An 18,531-nucleotide genomic window follows, 5' to 3' on the forward strand; every position below is an offset into this window, starting at 1 on the left:
ACCTCCTTTATTGCTTCGGGCCAGCATGGCCCGAGGTTATCTTGCGGCCTCTTTGGCCGGGGCTGTGCTGCGGGCAGCTTCGGCGGCCTCTCGTCCGCTCTGCCTTGCCCGCCAGTATTCGGGGTGATACTGCCGGATGGACTGATTGAGTTTTTCTTCAAACTGTCCTTTGTCCTTAATGCGGTCAGGGATTTTCCACAGCTTTTTGTCCAGCAGCTCCCGGAGCACTACGCTTTCCTGTGCGTCCTCCTCATAGCAAATATAGCCCTTGTCCTTGAAGCCGCATTTTTTGGCCGCTGGGGAGAGAACGGCGGCTACCTCGTTTGCCACCATCGTTCCGCCGTGGCTGGCGGTAGATACCAAAAACACCCCCGGACAGAGGGTTTCACAATTCTGCACCTCGCCCCACGGGGAGCTTTTCGGCGCATGGAACATTCCGCCCGTCCGGCTCCGGTCTGCCTGCATGAGCGCCGCATTTTCCAATATGGCGCGAAGTTCCGGGGAAAAATAGGCATATTCCCGCAGGACCCGGGCGGCGTCCCCACCACAGGCGTTCATCAACAGGGTATAGGCATCGCTGTCCGCTTTGGTACAGCGGCCCAGCAGTTTTCCGTCGTAATAGCAGGCCGCGTCATAGCCCGTCCGTTTGCGTGGCATGGTTTCCGCCTCCTTTCTGCTTCGGGCCAGCATGGCCCGAGGTCAACGCTCTGCGCTGCGGCTGGGCTTTTCCTTCGGAGGCCGTTCTGCCTTTGCCTGTTCGGCAGCCGCTTTTCCGGCTTTGAGCTGGTCGCTGATGGACGCACGCCCCACAGAGCCGCGCTCCGCCATCTGTTCCAGCTTTGCCTCATAGGCTTGCAGAACAGCGGTGTTGAGCTGTTCCCGGAACTCCTTTGTGACAGGGTAGGCCATATCCCGGTAGCCGCCTTTGCCGTCTGGCTGGCTGGGCATCCCAAGAAAGAGCCCCTTGCTGCCCTGTACGATTTTCAGATTTTCCACCACAAAGCAGTCATTGAATTTCACGCTGGCAAAGCCCATGAGGTTTTTCACAGGTTCGATGACCCGCACGCTTACATCCAGCTTTATAGGGGCGGCTGGTGTTCCGCCCGCAGTTTTTTCCTGCATGGATTTCTCCTTTCCGCTTCGGGTCAGCATGGCCCGAAGTCTCTTAATGGCAGCCGAAGATGGATTTTGCAAGACTGCCTGTTTTGAATAAGGTAAAACACAGCAGCACCGTATATCCCACACAGCCCCAGATCGCCCCGATGGGGTCGCCGTCGGTGGCGATACTCTGGATCAGCACCGCATAGATGGCGACACAGACTAAGATCAATAGACCTTGAAAGCCCACCGCAAAGAGGGAGCGGAAATAGTTCTGCCCCATGTGTCCGGTTTCCCTGTTGGGGACTGTGGCAAACGGGATAGGAGCTAAACTTGTGAGTAAATAAATTTCAATCATACGGCCATATACGATGACGAAGATCACGATGTTTAAGGCAATCATGGTAAGCTGGATTAGGAAGGATTGTAGCCAGAGTCCGAACAGAGGACCTAACTCCATCGCCTCAAGCTCTGGCCGCAAACTGTCCAGCACATCCGGCGTGATCTCTGTCCCGTTCTGGATAATGCCCGCTGACTGCTGTATCACATGCTGGCTCACATCAAAGACCGCCAGCACGATATTGAAGGTGTTCGTCAGGATCATCACAGCCACAAAGGTTTTGAACACCCACTTAAAAAACATCCATGTGTCAACTTCATGGAGGTTGTTGCGTTCTATGAGCATCTGTATCAGCTCATAAGTCATTACAAAAGTGAGGATGACCCCGGCGATTGGCAGGATGGCAGTTTCAGAGATCTGTCGTATCATGGAAAAGACCCCGGCGTTCCAGTCCGCCGGGGTCGTGCCTACCTGTGTGGCGATTTCGCCAACGCTCTGATTGACGTTATCGAAAAGGCCGTCCAGATTTCCCATGATACCATCGACGAGCAGACCTTTCAGCCATTCAACGATTGCGTCGATGATAAAGTCCATACATCAGCTCCTTTTCTGGAAAAAGGGACAACGGGTGACATTTAGCTGAACAGTCCGGACAGCAGAGGGATAAGCTGAAGACCGATCAGAACGACACCGCCGCCCGCCATGAGCTGCTTAATGCCCTGGCTTTTTGCCGCAGGGTTGTCCGACCCGTAACCTTCCAGAAGGTTGATGACGCCCCATACCGCCAGACCGGCGCCAAGAGCCATGACCAGAATTTTGAGAATGTCGATTGCCTGATTGAAAAATTCCATATACGTTCCTCCATTTTGTTTGTTTGATGATTTTGGGTACAAAAAAAGCCGCCCACATCGGCGGCGCTTCGGGTCAACATGGCCCGAAGTTACACAAACTCGTCGCTGTCCAGATCATCGAAATTCAACAGGTCAGCTTCTTCGTCCGTGTCGGAGCCGTCCACTTCGTACACCGTGTATTCGTCCTCCGGCTTTAGTCTCAATGGCCGGTGGCGGAACAGGCTTTCCAAGCGGAAGGCGTTTTTCTTTTTATCAAATTCGGCTGTGTACTTGTAATTCGGGTGCTTTTTCAAGTCATACTTCGGGGACAGGAAGGGCGGGAGCCCCCGAAGCTGCAAGATACATTTATCCCCGGGCATGGTGGTGATCTCGCTGGTGGTCATCAGCTCCCGGCCAAGCCGCTGCATATTCTGGCTGTAACTTTCAGACTGTCCACGGCTTCGGCCCTCGGTCTGCATAGAGATGGTGGCCTTGCCCAGCCAGTTTTCCGAAATATCCTTTAGGGTGGAAGCCTCCCGGCCTCCGAGGAATACGATACTGTCCATGTTGCCCATGATGGTTTCGGAATGGTCTTTGTACAATGCCTTGCACTGGCTCATTGCCTGATAAAAAAGCGTCAGGCTGATCTCACGGGAGCGGATGACGGCCACGATCTTTTCCAGCCCCGGCACCTGTCCGGTGTTGGCTGCCTCGTCCCACAGCACCCGCACATGGTAGGGCAGACGCCCGCCATAGGTGTTATCAGCCCGTTCACACAGAAGGTTGAACATCTGCGAAAAAGCGAGGGCAACCAAAAAGTTGTAGGTGGTGTCCGTGTCGCTGATAAGAAAGAACAGCGCTGATTTTTCATCCCCCAGCTTATCCAGCTCCAGTTCGTCATAAGACATGATCTCCCGAAGCTGGGGAATATCAAAGGGAGCCAGTCTTGCACCGCAGGAAATCAAAATGCTTTTGGCTGTCTTGCCGCTGGCGAGCTTGTATTTCTTATACTGCCTCACGGCGAAGTGCTGGGGGCTGCGGCGTTCCAGCCCGTCAAACATATAGTCCACCGCGTTTTTGAAGGTTTCGTCATCCTCCCGGACTTCCATGCTGCTTATCATTTCCACCAGCGTATTCATGTTGCGTTCTTCCTCCGGCCCCTCAAAGACGATGTAGGACACAAGGGCGCAGTACAAGAGGGTTTCTGCTTTTGTCCAGAACTCGTCGCCCTCCTTGCCGTCGCCTTTGGTGTTGGCAATCAGGGCGGTAACAAATTTCAAAACATCGCTTTCTGTCTTGATATAGGCCAGCGGATTGTAGTGCATGGATTTTGAAAAGTCGATACTGTTGAACACCCGCACCCTGTATTTCTCCCGTTGCAGAAACCGCCCGCACTGGTCGAGAGTGCCGCCCTTCGGGTCTACCACCACATACGAGGAATGGGCTTGAAGGAGCTGCGGGGTCAACCAGAACCTTGTCTTTCCCGAGCCGGACGATCCGATGACACAGGCGTTTAGGTTCCGGGCATTGGCGGGTATCTTCGGACGGGTGTTCATGGTAAGGAACTCCGTCCCGGTCAGAATGACATTGTTCTGAAATTTAGGGTCAACAAATGGCTTTATATCTTCCTTTGTTCCAAAGCGGGCGGTGCCGTACTCCGCATCCCGCCGGAATTTTTTCGCCTGCCTGATCTTTGACTGTATCAGCAGATACATCCCAGCCGCACCGGCAAGGCCCACCAGCAGGTCAATACCTCCCAGCCCCGGCCAGTAGGTTTCAAAGGCTTTGGGGAAGGTATCAAGCATCCCCATGAGCTTTGTCCCGAAGTCTGTGCCGGGGGCGATCCGGTAGGCCGTCCCGATTTTGGAGAAAAACCAGAACACAAAGAGGTACGGCAGGTTTGGGAGCACATATTTTCTGATCTTGTCACTCAACGTCCGTCCTTCACCGCCTCTCTGGTCCGCTGCTTTTCCTTTGCCTGTGTCCTGATCTGCTCCGTGAATTTCCGAAGCTGGCCGAGGATGGAAGCCTTGTCCTGCTCTTTATTCAGCACCTTTGCACTGTACTTCTGGAAGGCCGCTGTGATGGCGTCCGCCTGATTGGCTTTGAAGAACAGCAGGTAATGGCCGGGGCTCACTTTATGGAAAGCGTAGTCCACATGGAACTCCTTTGCGATCCGGTCAAAATCCTTTGGGGCTCCCACATAGGGCATAGCGCTTTTGCCGCCATAGTGGTTCATCAGCTTTTTTACACTCTGGCGTCCCTGCGGGGTCAGCGCTTTCCGGTGGTGCTTTTGCAGTGCCCGCGCCACCTTCCCGAGAGCGGCAGCCAGCACTTTTCCCGTGAGCTTCGTTGTCCTGATCGAAAGGGCAACCGTTTTTTGGTTTACTTCTTCCTGCATAAAACCTCCTTTCCGTCGGGGTCCCCGCTATCCGGGAGGCCCCCGTACAATATCGGGGAACAGAAAACCTCGGGCCAATGTGGCCCGAGGCTTACCGCTCGGCATCCCTGCCGGACGGAGCTTTCTTTTCCGGCTCCGTCTGGACTTTTTCGCCCTGTTCCCGCATGGTCTGCAAGATAGAGGGCTTCTTTTGAAGTTGGGAGGGCTTTTCGCCGGACAGCGGCTTGATACATTCCAGACGGTCAGCCGCCCGAATGGCGTTGTCCGTGAGCTGCCTCTGCCATGCGCCCACGCTGGGAGCCCAACGAAAGCCGCTGCTTTTCAGCTCGGCCCGGGTGTCCGCGTCAGGCTTTCCGTCAAAGAACACCTGCAAGCGGTTGTCCTCCCGGTTCATTTCCACACGACCCCCATCGAACTCCCAGCCGGAAAATTCCTGCTGTGCCTGTTTGGAAAGCTGTTCGATACGGGCCTTTACCCGGCGGATCTCCGCATTGTTGTTGGTTAGCTGGTAACTTTCAAAGGGCCTCGGGTCGCTTCGCCAACTTGACGCCATGCTTGCTTTCAGCTTTTCAATCTGGTCCGGCGACAGCAGCGCACAGCCGTCCAGCTTGCCATGCTTGCGGTAATAGGCGTTGACCTCCTTCATAATGAGCTGGGAGCGTTCCAGCCCGTCCAGCTTCTTCTGGAGCTTTTCAATCGCTGCCGGGTCATCGGCGCTGATCCCGCCCATGCCGGTGCTGCGTATCTTATCCAGCAGCCCTTGAATATGCCGCCATTCCTCCATGTTGCTGTCCCGCGCCCGGTTCTGTTTTTCCTTCTTTCCCACCGGGAAATTGGAAGGCCCGGCGATCAGCACAGAGGGAACCCTTGCGTCAATGGCAAAGCCTTGGTTCATGTTTTCGGCCAGCTTGCGGGCGTAGGTGTCTAACAGATGGTCGATCTTCTCATGGTACATGGGGTCCACCCGGGATTTCTGCTTTTCCGCTACGGCGGCGGCCTTGTCCACCATTGCCCGGTATTCCGCCGTTGCGCTCCCTTCCTTGTAGTCGGAAAAGCTGTTCATTTCTTTTGCCCGGCGGGCGGCTCCTTCATTGATAGGGTAATAGTTGATGGTATGCACCTCCTTTATGCTTCGGGCCATGCTGGCCCGAAGTCTTACCGTTCTTCATGGGAAGGCCCCGCCTTGTCCTTTTTCGGAGCGGGTGGGGCTTCTTGAAACCGTTTGAGTGTAGCGAGAATGGAGTGGACAGGCTCGGCCTTTTCAGGATAGGCAAATATCCGGTGTTCCGGCGGAATGTCCTGCGGCCCGTGGTAATACTCCTTGAAGCCCTCCGGGACTGCCGACACATACCCACCGGGAGCGAATACGCCGCCCTCGTTGATACGCACATCCCGCCCGTATGCCTCATAATCGAAGTAGTTCTGAATGTGCTCCGGTATGTCGATAGTCCCAAGCTCGTCGGCGTAAAGACGGCCCAGCCCTTCATCATCGGAAATATCCGGGTAAAAGCGGTAAAGGTCAAGGTTCTGCGTCAGGTTTATCAAATCCTTCACGCTCCTTGTGTGGTTTCCCAAGACAAGAGCGGCTTCAAAGGTTTCCAGTCCGCCCTTATCCCGTACTTCCAGCAGGGCGTGGCCCAGCTCGTTCAGCTCGTCGATGTTCTCACATTCGTAGAGATAATCGTAGAGCCCCAGCACATCACTGTCAAAGCTGGTAAAGAACACTTCGCTGTACCGTTTCCCGTCTATCCCGATTTTGGCAAGGGCGGCCTGCAACTCCTGTGTCGTCATGGGGAAATGTACCGTTGTCCCTACCTCAATCCCCATTAAGGGGTATAGGGCTGTATTGGTTATATAGGCTTCAAACATGGGCTCATTCCTCCTTTCCGGCCCGGTCAGCCAGCACCTCATAAATCCCGGCCATAATGTAATCGGCGCAAGGGAGGGCAATCGCGTTTCCCAGTGCCTTGTAGCGTTGCAGAGGCCGGATCTCCACGCCGTCCGCCCCGTACTTTGTCCAGCCCTCTGGCAGCCCCATCAGCCGTTCGCTTTCCGTTTCCGTCAGAAAACGGATACAGCCGCCCTTCGGGTCGCCCTCATACCAGAAGGCAAAGGGCGTTACATCACTGGCTAAAAGAGTGGGAAAAGGGTCAGTTGGTAATCCGAAGCTGTTTCGGAAGGCCGTTTCTTCCTGCCTTTTTGCCGCTCCCCGCATACGGAAGCACTGAAAGGGGTGGATGACTGGTATCTGCCGCCCTGTTTCAAAAGAAGCTGTTCGATCTCCTTCGGCGGCGGCCCACCCGCCCTCTCCGCAAGGCGGAGGAAGTGGGAGCATTGGACGGGGCTTAAATAGTATGTCTGCGGCACGTCTGCCTCCAAAATCCGCCACGACGAAAATCCGCTGCCTTCGTGCCAGCCTTCGGGAGCCTGCCCAATACTGGGCGTCCATGAGTCGCCAGCACACATCAGGCGTTCCCCCTCGCACCATTCCGGCGTTTCCCCATCTTCCCGAAGGAGGCATTGGAACTTCGGTGTCCGAGAAGGCGGATAAGACGGCTCTAAAGTCCATCCGGTCATTTGTAGAAAACGCTCCCATGACGTTTTCCCAAACAGCGATAGCTGGATATAGGTTATCAGTAGCATCCCTCATTTCCTGTATGATACGAAACGCCTGATAGAACAGGCTTGATTTTGCCCCGGCAAGGCCGGAGCGGTTGCCGATCAGAGAAAGGTTCTGACAGGGGGAACCGAAGGTAATTACATGAACCGGCGGGATTTTCCCGCCGTCCACCTTCGTAATATCCCCCAAATGCACCATGTCGGGAAAGTGCCTTTTGGTTATGGAGATGGGCGCTTTTTCAATCTCACTGGCCCATACCGGACGGATACCGCACCGGGAAGCAGCCAAAGGGAACACGCCAATCCCGTCGAAAAGGCTTCCCAGCTTAATGTCCGGCATGGCCCGGGGTGCCGTGTCCCTTCACGGCAAGCACCCCTTCCAGTGTGGTCGCCGCAATGCCCAGCCGCCCGGCAACCGCAATATCATTTTTTACATCCTCGTCCACAGCGCTGCCGCAGACAATCAGGGTGTGGGAGCGCCGCAGCATATCCCGGCGCATATCAATCCCGGCCTTGTGTTCCTCGGGAACGCTGTCATTCAAAAACAGCGGCAGATACAAGAGCGGGCAGATCGGGGAAAAGCCCGCCTCATAAGCAAGACGGCAGTAGTGGGCCGCCAGCTCCATATCAACATCCGGCTCGCCGCTCCATGCGGCGGTCAGGTATGCTAAAGGTCGTTTCATTGGTTGAGCCTCCATTTCTGTTTTGGTTTAGGGAAAAGCAAGAGTTCGCCCAACCCCTCCGCCCCTTCCCCCGGGAAGGGGAACGGCTCTGGAGAATTTATATCCCCGTCGCTTGACCGAGAAAAAGCATAACCGGGAGAAATCCGTCAAGGGTGCCTCTGGCACCGCCTGCGGCGGCGCTGCCCTTGACTGATTTTCCCGGATATGCTACGGAATAACTGGCGACGGGGAATAATTTATATCTCCAGAGCTTCGGGGCGCGGGGCAGAGCCCCGCAATCCTCGGGCCATGCTGACCCGAAGTTTGGGCTTACTTTTCCTGTTCGGTTTTCTTCTCCGGCTTTTCATGTTCCTTCTGCTGACCCTTCCAGTCGTCCAGCAGCTTGATGATCTGGTCCTTCATTTCCCTCGGCGTAGTTTCCTTGCCGAAATACTTGCTCAGTTCCGCACCTGTCAAAATCACTTTGTCTACCTCCTTTTTGTCCTCCATCATAATGCCGTCGATCACATCCCCGTTGAGCAGCTTCTTTTCGTCCAGCTCACGCATACGCTTTGCCTGCGCCTGTGAAGGCGAGGACTGCTGGCTGTCAATGGCGACGGCGATATAGTTCTGGTTCTTCTTGCCGATATAGGAAAGCTCCACCGCCGTAGTAAAGCCCAGCTTTTTTTCATCCATCAGCTTCATCAGGTCGGGAACCAGCTCATTGAGCCGGATATACCGCTGCACCTGCTTGACCGCCATCTTATTGCGCTCGGCTACAATTTCGTTGGAGCGTTTTCCTGCGTCCTTCGGGTCAATCTGGCCCGAAGTGCGGGAGCCCTGGTGCTTGATGGCCTCAAGCTGCATTTTCAAGGCTTTGGCCCGCTCACTGGGGAGGATTTCTTCACGCTGGTTGAGATTGTCCTCGACCATCTGCGTGATGGCTTCATCGTCCGTCAGATTGCGAACAATACAGGGCATATCCGCATATCCGGCAAGCTCGCTGGCCTTCTGGCGGCGGTGGCCGGACACGATCTCATAGCCGCCATCCTCACGGGGACGGACGATAGCGGGCTGGGTCACGCCCTTGTCCTTGACGCTGGACACCATAGCCCGCATTTCTTCATCATCCCGAACCTCAAAGGGATGGTTCTTGAAGGCGTGAAGCTCGTTCAGCTTGATATAGACGATCTGTTCCTTGCCCCGGCGTGGTGCATCCTTCGGTTTTTCGGGTTCCTTCGGAGCGGGAGCGGCCTGTACCGTTGGCGCCGTTTTTTTCTCCGGTTCCTTTTTGACCGCATTTTCCGGTTTCTGTGCGGGAGCTTCGGGCTTCGGGGTTGCGGCCTTGTCCTTATCTGCTTTCGGGGGACGGCCCCGGCGCTTCGGCTGTTCCGGCTCTTTGGGTTTTTCCTCCGCTTTCTTCGGAGCCTCCGGCTGCTTTTCCGGTTTTTCCGTTTTTGCCGGGGCAGGCTTTTCCCCGCTGGGAGCTGCCGCCCGTTCCTCGACCATCTTTTCCTTCATAATTTCAGCGAAGTTATAGACGGAAATCTGCGGGTTCTTTACCTCCGGTTCCGTCTTTTTTTTCGGCTCCGGAGAAACGGAAACCTTCTCCGGCTCTTTTGGGGGAGCGGGAGGCGTTTCCTTGCCCGGCCCGCTATCCGTTACCGGCTGTTCCGGCGTTTTTGTGGTTTTATCATCTGCCATAAGCATTTACCTCCTGTTTTTTGGCATGAAAAAAGAGGCTCAACTTTTCAGTCAAGCCCCCGTGGGAAGTTCCTCCTTTCTCCGCCATGATACAAAAATACCGCCCGTAGTCTCGTTTGGGCGGTACTTTGTGTAAGATTGGCAGTCCATTATTAAGTTTTTTATTATGTTCCCTTTGTACACCGTTGCAATTGACACCAAAACATAAATCATCCATACAATACCTACAATCGCATTCAAATATACTCCATAAGGAATCAAAGAATTCCAGTCAGGTTTCTGTATATTAAATACGATCCACGCTGCGAAAAAAGCACCCAGCATTTGAATCATCCCGGAAAATCTTGAAGCACTCCAAAAACATAATATAACAATGCAAAGTATCAATAACAAATTAATCAAAGGAATATTCTGAATCCAGTTAGGAAAAATTTGTGTTGTATACTTTGTCCACCATGTGTTAATCAACTGAAAAAAATCACCGGAAATACTTATTTTTTTATAAGTATCACCATTTCCCAATACTGCTGCTCTATAGGAACTATTTGAAAACATTACAGCCGCTCCAGCACAGGCTCCAATAAAATAAGCGCTTAAATATATGGGAACTTTTTTCTTTTGAACCAAAATACAAATACCAGTAAAAAACAGCAGAATAATTGTATAAATACTTCCTGTTTCCAGAATCATTTGTCCCATAAAAATCAATAAAACATGAACTACCCCGGTTTTAAAAGAAATATCTACTGTACCTTCCAACATCTCCATACAGATTCGGAAAATATAAAAAACAAATACTGCTGAAACAACAAAATTTGAAAATCCCGATACCCATAAGATTGTCTGATTGAATATCGCAGGAGGAGCAGCCAAAAGCAATGCCAGAAAAAGCATTAATATATCATTATTTCGTTTCAAAAGAATCCAGACATTCCATATTCCTCCCACCAGAATTGCCATCTCCATCAAAACTCTAAGCCCAGCAGGAAAGCGAGTCAAAATTATTACGATCAAATTTCCAATATATCTGCCATTGTATCCCCTGAAGCCTCTTTGAAGCCTCTCTATTCCTCTCTCGCTCCCCCAGGCCAGATCATCTAATCGAAATGGGGATTGGTACATCAAAATAAAAAACAAAGCAATAATTGCTATTAATGTAATACATTGACTCCAGCTCTTTTGTTCAGTTTCATTCTTTTTCATTTTTCTTTTTCATCTTTCACTTTTCTATACATCAAAGCAGCTTCCGCCTACAAATTCTCTTAAAATGGAATTATGAGGAACCGCCTCGCTGGGAACCGCCACAAAATAATCAAAAAACTTCAGAAGTCGTTTGGCTTCCACATATTCCGGAGCCTTTTTGTCAATTCCGAACAAAAGCGGCTCTGCATAAAGCTTCAGACATGCCAGCTCATATACCAGAGCTGAATTAAACATTACATCTGCCTGCTCCTGAAACGGAAAGATATTGGCTTCCTCGCCTCTGCGCACAGACGGCCAACGGGCAATGGTTTCCCTTGCGGAAATTCCTCTTGTACGGGCATCCCGCACGATCCTCCGGATCAGGCGTCCGTCTGTTGTGGGAATACGGTTATGCTCATCAATATTCAGCTGAGTCAGGGCGCTGATATAGATCTTAAACTTATTTTCCACAGGAAGCGCATAACTTAATCTGTCATTCAGACCGTGGATTCCCTCGATCACCAACACATCTTCTTTTCCAAGCTGCAGGAAATCGCCTCTGTATTCTCTCGTTCCTGTCTTAAAATTGTAAACAGGAAGTTCCACCCTCTCGCCTCTTAAAAGCGCCAGCATGTCTTTATTAAACTGCTCCACATCAATGGCTTCCAGACATTCGTAATTTTTTTCCCCAAATTCATCCAAAGGCGTTTTATCTCTGTTTACGAAATAATTATCCACAGCAATCGGATGTGGCCGCATACCGTGAGCCCGCAACTGAATACTCAGCCTGTGAGAAAATGTTGTTTTCCCGGAAGAAGAAGGTCCGGCGATCATCACAAACTTTTTATTACCAGCTTCTGTGATCCGCTCCGCAATTCTGGAAATTTTTGCTTCCTGAAGCGCCTCCTGAACCAGAAGGATATTCTGGATCCCCTCTCCGGTAATCCTGTCATTCAGATCTCCCACGCAGGAAATATCCAGCTTTTCCACCCATTCCTGCGATTCCTTTTGCACTTTAAAAATCTTTTCTTCAGGAGCAAAAGGCGGGATCTTATCCGGGCTGTTCTGTTCCGGAAGTTCCAGCACAAATCCCTCATCATAAAGCTTCAGATCAAAATATTTAAGGTATCCTGTATGGCTTGCCATATACCCGTAAAAATAATCCTCATAATTTCCAAGGCTGTAAAGGTTTACTTTGGAAACTCTCCTGTAGCGGAAAAGCTGCTCTTTGTCATACATTCCATACTTATGAAAAAGCGCGACCGCTTCGTCTGTGCTGACAGAACGCTTTTTGATTGGGAGATTTGCCTCTGCAAGTTCATGCATACGTTTTTTTACCCTGTCCAGAAACTCCTGGTCAGGAGCTTTGCTTCCTTTCATGGTAAAATAATATCCGGAGCCTACAGAATAATGGATCACCGCATTGTCTGCGCTTTCCTTACCTGTAATATCGTAAATAGCCTTTAAAAGAAGCATACATACACTTCTTTTATAAGTTGTATGTCCAATACTGTCCCTTGTGGTCACAAATTCCAGTCTGCAGTCCTGCTCCAGCTTCTTATGCAGCTCTTCCAGCTTCCCGTTGACTGTCACAAGAATTACCGGCTCCCGTGAAAGTTCCCCACAGTCTTTTACAATTTCTCCATACGCAGTTCCCTGAGGATATTCTTTTACATTTCCACCAATATCAACTTTTCGCATATTCTGTTCCATAAAGCCTCATGCCTCCTGTCCTTCGCTCCCTGCAGCCTTTCCAGGCCCTGTGAATTTTAGGTTATAACAAAGTATATGGGCTTACTGTGCGGGCACATGAAACTTTCAGTTCCGGAAATTCTTCCAGAAGCTTCCTGCTCACTGCCTCCATAAAAATATATTCGGTTCCATAATGTCCTGCATCGATCACTGCCAGTCCCTGCGCTACCGCATCAATTCCTGTATGATGGTCAATATCTCCTGTGATATAAACCTGGGCGCCCTTTTCCAGCGCATCAGAAATCATGCTTTTTCCGCTGCCTGTACAGATTGCCGCCGTCTCTGCTATCTGCTCCGGATCACCGTAAAGTCTTACATCATTAAGAGAAAAAGCTTCTTTTACATAAAGGGCGCAATCCTTCAGACTCATTGGTTCAGGAAGCCGCCCCACACGTCCGAATCCCTGCTGTCCCTGTTTTGTCTCAGCTGTCACAGAAAGAACCTGGCGATCTTTCAATTTCAGATAATCTGCGCTGAGTTCTGCCATTCCCATTACATCATAGTTGGTATGCATGGCAAAATACGAAATATTATGGCGGATCAGCGACAGCACCTTTCTTCCTGTAAAATCATGATTGTTGATCTTTTTCATGCCGCGGAAGATCATTGGATGATGAGTAATGATCATGTCTGCCTGTGTTTCCACAGCCTGTTCCAGTACACCTTCTGTCAGATCAAGGGCAAGAAACACATGATGAACATCCTGCCCGTCATCGCCTACCAGAAGCCCTACATTATCCCAGTCTTCTGCCATATTTCCAGGATATTCTCCCTCCAGCCAGTCTGCCAGTTCTCTAACTTTCATATTCTTTTAAAGCGGTCAGGATCTGCCGCTTTTCCTCCTCTACTTCCTGTCTGCGTTTCCCGGTCTGAATGCCCTGAGCATCTTTTAGCCGCTCAAGGATCTCATTTCTGATCCTGTACTCTCTTTCCAGATACTGTTTCAGAACCCGATGGCATTTTTCCAGAAGAAATCTTCCAAATTCCAGTTCTTCTTCTGTCCACTCTCTGTCCGGATTTCCAGGAACAGCTTTCATTATCGGATAAAACTTACCCTCTTCCAGAACCATTTCCTCATTTACAATCTGATATCCATTTTCAAAAAGAAATTTTCTTACATGAGGAATGTCTGACTGAGGCTGAAGGATCAGTTCCCGGAAACCTTTTCGGGTTTCCTCGCCTTCTGAAAGAATCTTTTCCATCAGAGGGCCGCCCATTCCGGCGATCACAAGAGTGTCCCCTTCTTCTCTGCCAATTTTTTTCAGACCGTCAGAAAGCCTTGTTTCTATGTAATTATCCAACCCATACTGATGAATATGCTCTCTGGCTCTGGACAGAGGTCCTTTTCCTACGTCTGCGGCAATCGCACGGGGAATCTTTTTTTCAAGTATCAGGTATACCGGCAGATATCCATGATCGCATCCCACATCTACCAGCCGGTTTCCTTCTGTCACCATCTCTGCAATCGCAGACAGTCTCAATGATAACTGCATGTCCTGCTCCTTAATCCAGATAATCCTTCAGCTTACGACTGCGGCTTGGATGACGGAGTTTGCGAAGCGCTTTCGCCTCGATCTGACGGATACGCTCTCTGGTGACATTAAATTCTTTTCCTACCTCTTCCAGAGTACGGGCACGTCCATCGTCAAGACCAAATCTAAGTCTGAGTACCTTCTGCTCCCTTTCTGTAAGGGTTCCAAGTACCTCGATCAGCTGCTCTTTCAGAAGAGTAAAAGCTGCCGCATCTGCCGGAACAGGTACATTATCATCCTGAATAAAATCTCCAAGATGGCTGTCCTCCTCTTCACCGATAGGTGTTTCCAGAGAAACCGGCTCCTGGGAAATTTTCAGGATCTCACGGACACGATCCACGGACATATCCATTTCTTCTGCGATCTCCTCCGGACTTGGTTCACGTCCAAGTTCCTGAAGCAGCTGACGGGAAACACGGATCAGCTTGTTGATAGTCTCCACCATATGAACCGGAATACGAATGGTTCTGGCCTGATCTGCAATGGCTCTTGTAATAGCCTGACGGATCCACCAGGTGGCATAGGTACTGAATTTATATCCTTTACGGTAATCAAACTTTTCTACTGCCTTGATAAGACCCAGATTTCCCTCCTGGATAAGATCAAGGAAAAGCATTCCTCTTCCCACGTAGCGCTTTGCAATGCTGACAACAAGACGAAGGTTTGCCTCTGCAAGACGTTTTTTGGCATTTTCATCGCCTTTTTCCATGCGCTGGGCAAGCTCGATCTCCTCATCGGCAGTCAGAAGGCTGACTTTACCGATCTCTTTCAGATACATACGTACAGGATCCTCTATGCTGACGCCTTCGGGAACAGACAGGTCGATCTTGTCAAGTTCCACCTCTTCCTCATCGTCCAGCTTATCAATATCCATATCGTCATCCAGGATCAGTTCCTCATCATTTCCTGTAATACGGAGCACATCTACTCCACTTGCCTCAAGAAAGTCAAACACCTTTTCCATCTGATCCACTTCCAGATGCTGATCCTTAAAAAAGTCATTGATCTCCTGATATTCCAGCACATTTTTTTTCTTTTTGGCAAGCTCCAGAAGTTCTACCAGTTTCTCACTGAATTTACCCATATTCATTTCCATAGGTGCTTAATCCCTCCATATAGTGTTTATATTTTATCCTTATTCAAAAGAAATATGCAGTTCCCGGCGTTTTCTGCCAAGATCCTCCAGTTCTTTTTTTGCTTTTACAAGCTTCTGCAGTCCCTGAAGATCTGACGGATCCCAGTTTCTGTTCTTTTCCGCAAGGCTTTCCTGCTTAATACGGAGAAGCGTGTCCGCAAATGCCTGATCCTGTTCCTGCTGCGTTTCCAGATGAATCGTGGCGTTAAATAAAGAAGCAACTTCTCTCTGTTCCTCGCTGTCCGGAAAGCTGTTCAGAAGCCTTGCAGGATTTATTTCTCCCTCTTCCCTCTGCTGGAACAGCATCTGGGCTACCTCCCGGTAAAGGGGAACCACAAAATCCTCCGGAGTCAGGTACTGAGCCACTTTGTCAAATATCTTCGGATAGGTGACAAGCCAGGTAAGCATAAGCTTCTGAGAAGTGTCTGAAGCCGACTCCTTTTTCTTTTTTTCCGGTGAACCTGATTTCGGCTGAATCCGATGTTCTGCAGGAGTTCCTTTTAAAGCCAATGTATTCACACGCTTTCGCAGATCCTCACTGCTGATTCCATAGCGGCCTCTGTACATTTTAACGACAGCGTCTATGTAAAGATTTCGTTCCAGCTCATCTTTCAGCTCCAGAAGCATCTGCGCGCACCGCTCAAAGAACTGGTTCTGACCCTGAGGATCATTCATGGAAAACTCATTTTCCGCTACTTCAACCCGGAACAGGAAACTGTCCCTGGCCTCCTCAAGTCTCTGTTCAAACGCCTCCGGTCCCATATTCCGGATAAATTCATCCGGATCCTTATAGGGCTTCAGACTGACAACTCTGGAATTTACCCCTGCCTCCCGAAGGATCGGGATTCCTCTGAGCGCCGCCCGGATTCCTGCTTCGTCACTGTCATATAAAAGCAACACTTCCTGGGTATAGCGTTTCAGAAGACTTGCATGGCCTGAGGTAAGCGCTGTTCCCAGAGATGCTACTGCATTGGTAAAACCAGCCTGGTGCATGGAGATCACATCCATGTAGCCTTCGCAGAGGATCAGATATTTTTTTCTTGTAGTCCGGGCAATGTTCAGCCCGTAAAGATTCCTGCTTTTATCAAAAATCTTTGTTTCCGGCGAGTTGAGGTATTTGGGCTTTGCGTCCCCCATAACTCTTCCGCCGAAGCCAATGGCACGGTTATTTACATCCATGATCGGAAAGATCACCCGGTTCCAGAATTTATCATACATTCCATGCCGCTCGTCCACATTAAAAAGCCCAGACTCTCTCAGCCGGTCATCCGGATATCCTTTGGCTTTCAGATACCGGTACAGCCCTCCGCCTGCGCGGTCTGAATACCCCAGCCCGAATTTTCTCATAGTTTCCTCGCTGAGTCCCCGGTTCTTCAGATAAGCAAGGCCTGTCTGACCTTTTTCTGTGCGAAGCTGATAATAAAAATACTGCGCTGCCTGTTTATTAATCTCCAGAAGTTCTTCTTTTTCCTGAGCCTTCTGTCTGACCTCTCTGGAATATTCGATCTTCGGAAGCTCCACTCCCGCCCTGTCTGCCAGGTGCTTCAGAGCCTCTCCGAAAGTATAATTCTCATACTCCATAATAAAGTTAAATACATTCCCCCCTGCTCCGCAGCCAAAGCAGTAGTACATCTGCTTACCGGGCGTTACGGAAAACGAAGGAGTTTTTTCGTTATGAAAAGGGCACAGACCAAAATAGGAATTTCCCTTTTTTGTAAGTCTTACATATTGGGATACTACGTCTACAATATCATTTTTGCTTCGTACTTCTTCAATGATATCGTCTGAATAGCGCATAGACATCCTCCTCTGTTATTTAATAGCTGTCCCATGACTGAGGTATGTAAATTTCCCGGAACTTTGCCATGGAATACTGATCTGTCATTCCGGAGAGATAATCGCAGACAGCTCTGTCTGTGGACTCTCCTTTTAAAAGCAGATCCCGGTATTCTCTGGACATTGTCTCCGGATGCTCTATATAATACAGATACAGTTCCTTCAGCATATTGATCGCCTTTTTTTCCTCACGCTTGGCCTCCCGATGGTCATAAACGCTGCGGAACATCAGCTCTCTGAGATCCATAAAGGCTTCCTGTATCTCCTCGGACATCTGGATCCGGTCTCTGTCCATACTGTTTTCTATAATGTCATGTACAAAGGTATTCAGCCGTTCTCTTGTGGTATATCCCAGAAGCATTCTCATGGTTACAGGAATATCGTCTTCTGTAATAATACCGGCTCTCTGCGCGTCGTCCATATCATGATGCAGATAGGCGATCTTATCCGAAAACCTTACCACCTGTCCTTCCAGAGTAGAAGGCTTTCCACTGGTGCGGTGGTTCAGGATACCGTCAATGACTTCCCAGGTAAGATTCAGACCTTCACCGTCCTTTTCCAGAACCTGTACCACCCGGGCACTCTGTTTATAATGAGCAAAACCGCCCGGGCTGATCTCATTCAGAGCCCTTTCCCCGGCATGACCGAAAGGTGTGTGTCCCAGATCATGTCCCAGCGCAATGGCCTCCACCAGATCCTCATTCAATCTGAGAGCCTTGGCAATGGTGCGTGCGATCTGAGAAACCTCCAGTGTATGAGTAAGACGGTTTCTGTAATGGTCTCCCTGAGGCGCCAGAAAAACCTGCGTCTTATCTTTCAGCCTGCGAAACGCCTTGCTGTGAAGAATCCTGTCTCTGTCCCGCTGAAACGCAGTACGCACATCACATTCTTCTTCCGCACGTTCCCGTCCTCTGGATCTGACACTGCAGGAAGCATAGGGACTTAAAAGCTCCAGTTCCCTCTTTTCCATGCTTTCTCTTATATTCATAGGCAATTCCTCCACAGAATGACAAAATACCTCTTATTAATTATATTCTACACAAAGCTTCAAATTCCTCTTTTTTTCAAAAAAATCAGCATATGGATTTTTCCCGACACGGATTGACACAGTACAGAAACAACAAAAAGCCCTTGAATCCAAGGGCTTTAATGCGGAAGATGGGACTTGAACCCACACAAGCGCAATGCTTACAAGATCCTTAGTCTTGCTCGTCTGCCAGTTCCGACACTTCCGCATATCGCATTTCTTCGGGATTATTTTCTTTCTCCCTCGCGACGAATTGTAGTATATCAGTTATCGGCATATTTGTCAACAACTTTTTTCACAGTTTTTACTGTGAATGCGGAAGATGGGACTTGAACCCACACAAGCGCAATGCTTACAAGATCCTTAGTCTTGCTCGTCTGCCAGTTCCGACACTTCCGCATATCGCATTTCTT

18 protein-coding genes, 2 tRNA genes and 1 pseudogene are annotated in these 18,531 nt (G+C 50.1%); all 21 read right to left on the minus strand.

The window, feature by feature from the left end; all coding sequences use genetic code 11:
• Positions 1 to 36 precede the first annotated feature (36 nt).
• On the minus strand, positions 37 to 690 hold the full coding sequence (locus LU279_RS12410) for a DUF7007 domain-containing protein (protein ID WP_117534459.1): 654 nt from the start codon (positions 688 to 690) through the stop codon (positions 37 to 39).
• Positions 691 to 699: 9 nt separating this feature from the next.
• Positions 700 to 1,194 carry a SpoVG family protein gene (locus LU279_RS12415; RefSeq protein WP_252197745.1) on the minus strand — a complete coding sequence of 165 codons (495 nt, stop codon included), beginning with the start codon at positions 1,192 to 1,194 and terminating at the stop codon, positions 700 to 702.
• Positions 1,166 to 2,032, minus strand: a complete 867-nt coding sequence (locus tag LU279_RS12420) for a VirB6/TrbL-like conjugal transfer protein, CD1112 family (RefSeq protein WP_274422810.1) — start codon at positions 2,030 to 2,032, stop codon at positions 1,166 to 1,168. Before LU279_RS12420 ends, LU279_RS12415 begins: the two co-directional genes overlap by 29 nt.
• A gap of 41 nt (positions 2,033 to 2,073) precedes the next feature.
• Positions 2,074 to 2,289, minus strand: coding sequence for a Maff2 family mobile element protein (locus LU279_RS12425; RefSeq protein ID WP_016306504.1), 216 nt, complete (start codon positions 2,287 to 2,289; stop codon positions 2,074 to 2,076).
• 89 nt (positions 2,290 to 2,378) lie between these two features.
• Complete coding sequence (locus LU279_RS12430; RefSeq protein WP_117471347.1) at positions 2,379 to 4,202, minus strand: VirD4-like conjugal transfer protein, CD1115 family; 1,824 nt, start codon at positions 4,200 to 4,202, stop codon at positions 2,379 to 2,381.
• On the minus strand, positions 4,199 to 4,669 hold the full coding sequence (locus LU279_RS12435) for a PcfB family protein (RefSeq protein WP_015567070.1): 471 nt from the start codon (positions 4,667 to 4,669) through the stop codon (positions 4,199 to 4,201). The genes LU279_RS12430 and LU279_RS12435 overlap by 4 nt, the downstream gene beginning before the upstream one ends.
• A 91-nt stretch (positions 4,670 to 4,760) precedes the next feature.
• Complete coding sequence (locus LU279_RS12440) at positions 4,761 to 5,810, minus strand: hypothetical protein (protein ID WP_442870163.1); 1,050 nt, start codon at positions 5,808 to 5,810, stop codon at positions 4,761 to 4,763.
• Between the two features lie 14 nt (positions 5,811 to 5,824).
• The gene (locus LU279_RS12445; protein WP_003500154.1) at positions 5,825 to 6,538 is read right to left on the minus strand and encodes an antirestriction protein ArdA; all 714 of its coding nucleotides are present in this window, start codon (positions 6,536 to 6,538) and stop codon (positions 5,825 to 5,827) included.
• A 4-nt stretch (positions 6,539 to 6,542) separates the two neighbouring features.
• The gene (locus tag LU279_RS13510; protein ID WP_330684678.1) at positions 6,543 to 7,133 is read right to left on the minus strand and encodes a hypothetical protein; all 591 of its coding nucleotides are present in this window, start codon (positions 7,131 to 7,133) and stop codon (positions 6,543 to 6,545) included.
• A gap of 81 nt (positions 7,134 to 7,214) precedes the next feature.
• Positions 7,215 to 7,628: pseudogene (locus LU279_RS13515) on the minus strand (DNA cytosine methyltransferase); the annotation flags it as partial.
• Positions 7,615 to 7,971, minus strand: coding sequence for a DUF7768 domain-containing protein (locus LU279_RS12455; RefSeq protein WP_003500157.1), 357 nt, complete (start codon positions 7,969 to 7,971; stop codon positions 7,615 to 7,617). The pseudogene LU279_RS13515 and the gene LU279_RS12455, both read right to left, overlap by 14 nt.
• A 309-nt stretch (positions 7,972 to 8,280) precedes the next feature.
• On the minus strand, positions 8,281 to 9,654 hold the full coding sequence (locus LU279_RS12460; RefSeq protein ID WP_330684677.1) for a ParB/RepB/Spo0J family partition protein: 1,374 nt from the start codon (positions 9,652 to 9,654) through the stop codon (positions 8,281 to 8,283).
• Between the two features lie 51 nt (positions 9,655 to 9,705).
• Entirely contained in the window at positions 9,706 to 10,857 is a 1,152-nt protein-coding gene (locus tag LU279_RS12465) for a hypothetical protein (protein ID WP_274422813.1), read from the minus strand.
• A 24-nt stretch (positions 10,858 to 10,881) separates the two neighbouring features.
• The gene (locus LU279_RS12470; protein WP_274422814.1) at positions 10,882 to 12,549 is read right to left on the minus strand and encodes a nucleoside kinase; all 1,668 of its coding nucleotides are present in this window, start codon (positions 12,547 to 12,549) and stop codon (positions 10,882 to 10,884) included.
• Between the two features lie 61 nt (positions 12,550 to 12,610).
• Positions 12,611 to 13,393, minus strand: coding sequence for a Nif3-like dinuclear metal center hexameric protein (locus LU279_RS12475; RefSeq protein ID WP_274422815.1), 783 nt, complete (start codon positions 13,391 to 13,393; stop codon positions 12,611 to 12,613).
• Complete coding sequence (locus LU279_RS12480) at positions 13,383 to 14,081, minus strand: tRNA (adenine(22)-N(1))-methyltransferase (RefSeq protein ID WP_274422816.1); 699 nt, start codon at positions 14,079 to 14,081, stop codon at positions 13,383 to 13,385. The genes LU279_RS12475 and LU279_RS12480 overlap by 11 nt, the downstream gene beginning before the upstream one ends.
• A 10-nt stretch (positions 14,082 to 14,091) precedes the next feature.
• The gene (gene rpoD / locus LU279_RS12485; RefSeq protein WP_274422817.1) at positions 14,092 to 15,216 is read right to left on the minus strand and encodes an RNA polymerase sigma factor RpoD; all 1,125 of its coding nucleotides are present in this window, start codon (positions 15,214 to 15,216) and stop codon (positions 14,092 to 14,094) included.
• A 39-nt stretch (positions 15,217 to 15,255) separates the two neighbouring features.
• The gene (gene dnaG, locus LU279_RS12490) at positions 15,256 to 17,052 is read right to left on the minus strand and encodes a DNA primase (RefSeq protein WP_274422818.1); all 1,797 of its coding nucleotides are present in this window, start codon (positions 17,050 to 17,052) and stop codon (positions 15,256 to 15,258) included.
• Positions 17,053 to 17,071: 19 nt separating this feature from the next.
• Positions 17,072 to 18,079: a deoxyguanosinetriphosphate triphosphohydrolase gene (locus tag LU279_RS12495; protein ID WP_274422819.1), complete on the minus strand. Its 1,008-nt coding sequence runs from the start codon at positions 18,077 to 18,079 to the stop codon at positions 17,072 to 17,074.
• 162 nt (positions 18,080 to 18,241) lie between these two features.
• Positions 18,242 to 18,326: transfer RNA gene (locus LU279_RS12500), tRNA-Leu, on the minus strand.
• Between the two features lie 106 nt (positions 18,327 to 18,432).
• Positions 18,433 to 18,517, minus strand: a tRNA-Leu gene (locus tag LU279_RS12505).
• Between the last annotated feature and the right edge of the window lie 14 nt (positions 18,518 to 18,531).

It is taken from the genome of Blautia sp. XA-2221 (assembly GCF_028767025.1).
Classification (GTDB): domain Bacteria; phylum Bacillota; class Clostridia; order Lachnospirales; family Lachnospiraceae; genus Blautia_A.

What these genes read in the sequence shown, in the direction of transcription:
- LU279_RS12410 (WP_117534459.1), bottom strand. Translation starts at nt 690, where the DNA reads ATGCTGGCCCGAAGCAGAAAGGAGGCGGAAACCATGCCACGCAAACGG.
- LU279_RS12420 (WP_274422810.1), bottom strand. Translation starts at nt 2,032, where the DNA reads ATGGACTTTATCATCGACGCAATCGTTGAATGGCTGAAAGGTCTGCTC.
- LU279_RS12425 (WP_016306504.1), bottom strand. Translation starts at nt 2,289, where the DNA reads ATGGAATTTTTCAATCAGGCAATCGACATTCTCAAAATTCTGGTCATG.
- LU279_RS12435 (WP_015567070.1), bottom strand. Translation starts at nt 4,669, where the DNA reads ATGCAGGAAGAAGTAAACCAAAAAACGGTTGCCCTTTCGATCAGGACA.
- LU279_RS12440 (WP_442870163.1), bottom strand. Translation starts at nt 5,810, where the DNA reads ATGGCCCGAAGCATAAAGGAGGTGCATACCATCAACTATTACCCTATC.
- LU279_RS12445 (WP_003500154.1), bottom strand. Translation starts at nt 6,538, where the DNA reads ATGTTTGAAGCCTATATAACCAATACAGCCCTATACCCCTTAATGGGG.
- LU279_RS12455 (WP_003500157.1), bottom strand. Translation starts at nt 7,971, where the DNA reads ATGAAACGACCTTTAGCATACCTGACCGCCGCATGGAGCGGCGAGCCG.
- LU279_RS12460 (WP_330684677.1), bottom strand. Translation starts at nt 9,654, where the DNA reads ATGGCAGATGATAAAACCACAAAAACGCCGGAACAGCCGGTAACGGAT.
- LU279_RS12465 (WP_274422813.1), bottom strand. Translation starts at nt 10,857, where the DNA reads ATGAAAAAGAATGAAACTGAACAAAAGAGCTGGAGTCAATGTATTACA.
- LU279_RS12470 (WP_274422814.1), bottom strand. Translation starts at nt 12,549, where the DNA reads ATGGAACAGAATATGCGAAAAGTTGATATTGGTGGAAATGTAAAAGAA.
- LU279_RS12475 (WP_274422815.1), bottom strand. Translation starts at nt 13,393, where the DNA reads ATGAAAGTTAGAGAACTGGCAGACTGGCTGGAGGGAGAATATCCTGGA.
- LU279_RS12480 (WP_274422816.1), bottom strand. Translation starts at nt 14,081, where the DNA reads ATGCAGTTATCATTGAGACTGTCTGCGATTGCAGAGATGGTGACAGAA.
- rpoD (WP_274422817.1), bottom strand. Translation starts at nt 15,216, where the DNA reads ATGGAAATGAATATGGGTAAATTCAGTGAGAAACTGGTAGAACTTCTG.
- dnaG (WP_274422818.1), bottom strand. Translation starts at nt 17,052, where the DNA reads ATGCGCTATTCAGACGATATCATTGAAGAAGTACGAAGCAAAAATGAT.
- LU279_RS12495 (WP_274422819.1), bottom strand. Translation starts at nt 18,079, where the DNA reads ATGAATATAAGAGAAAGCATGGAAAAGAGGGAACTGGAGCTTTTAAGT.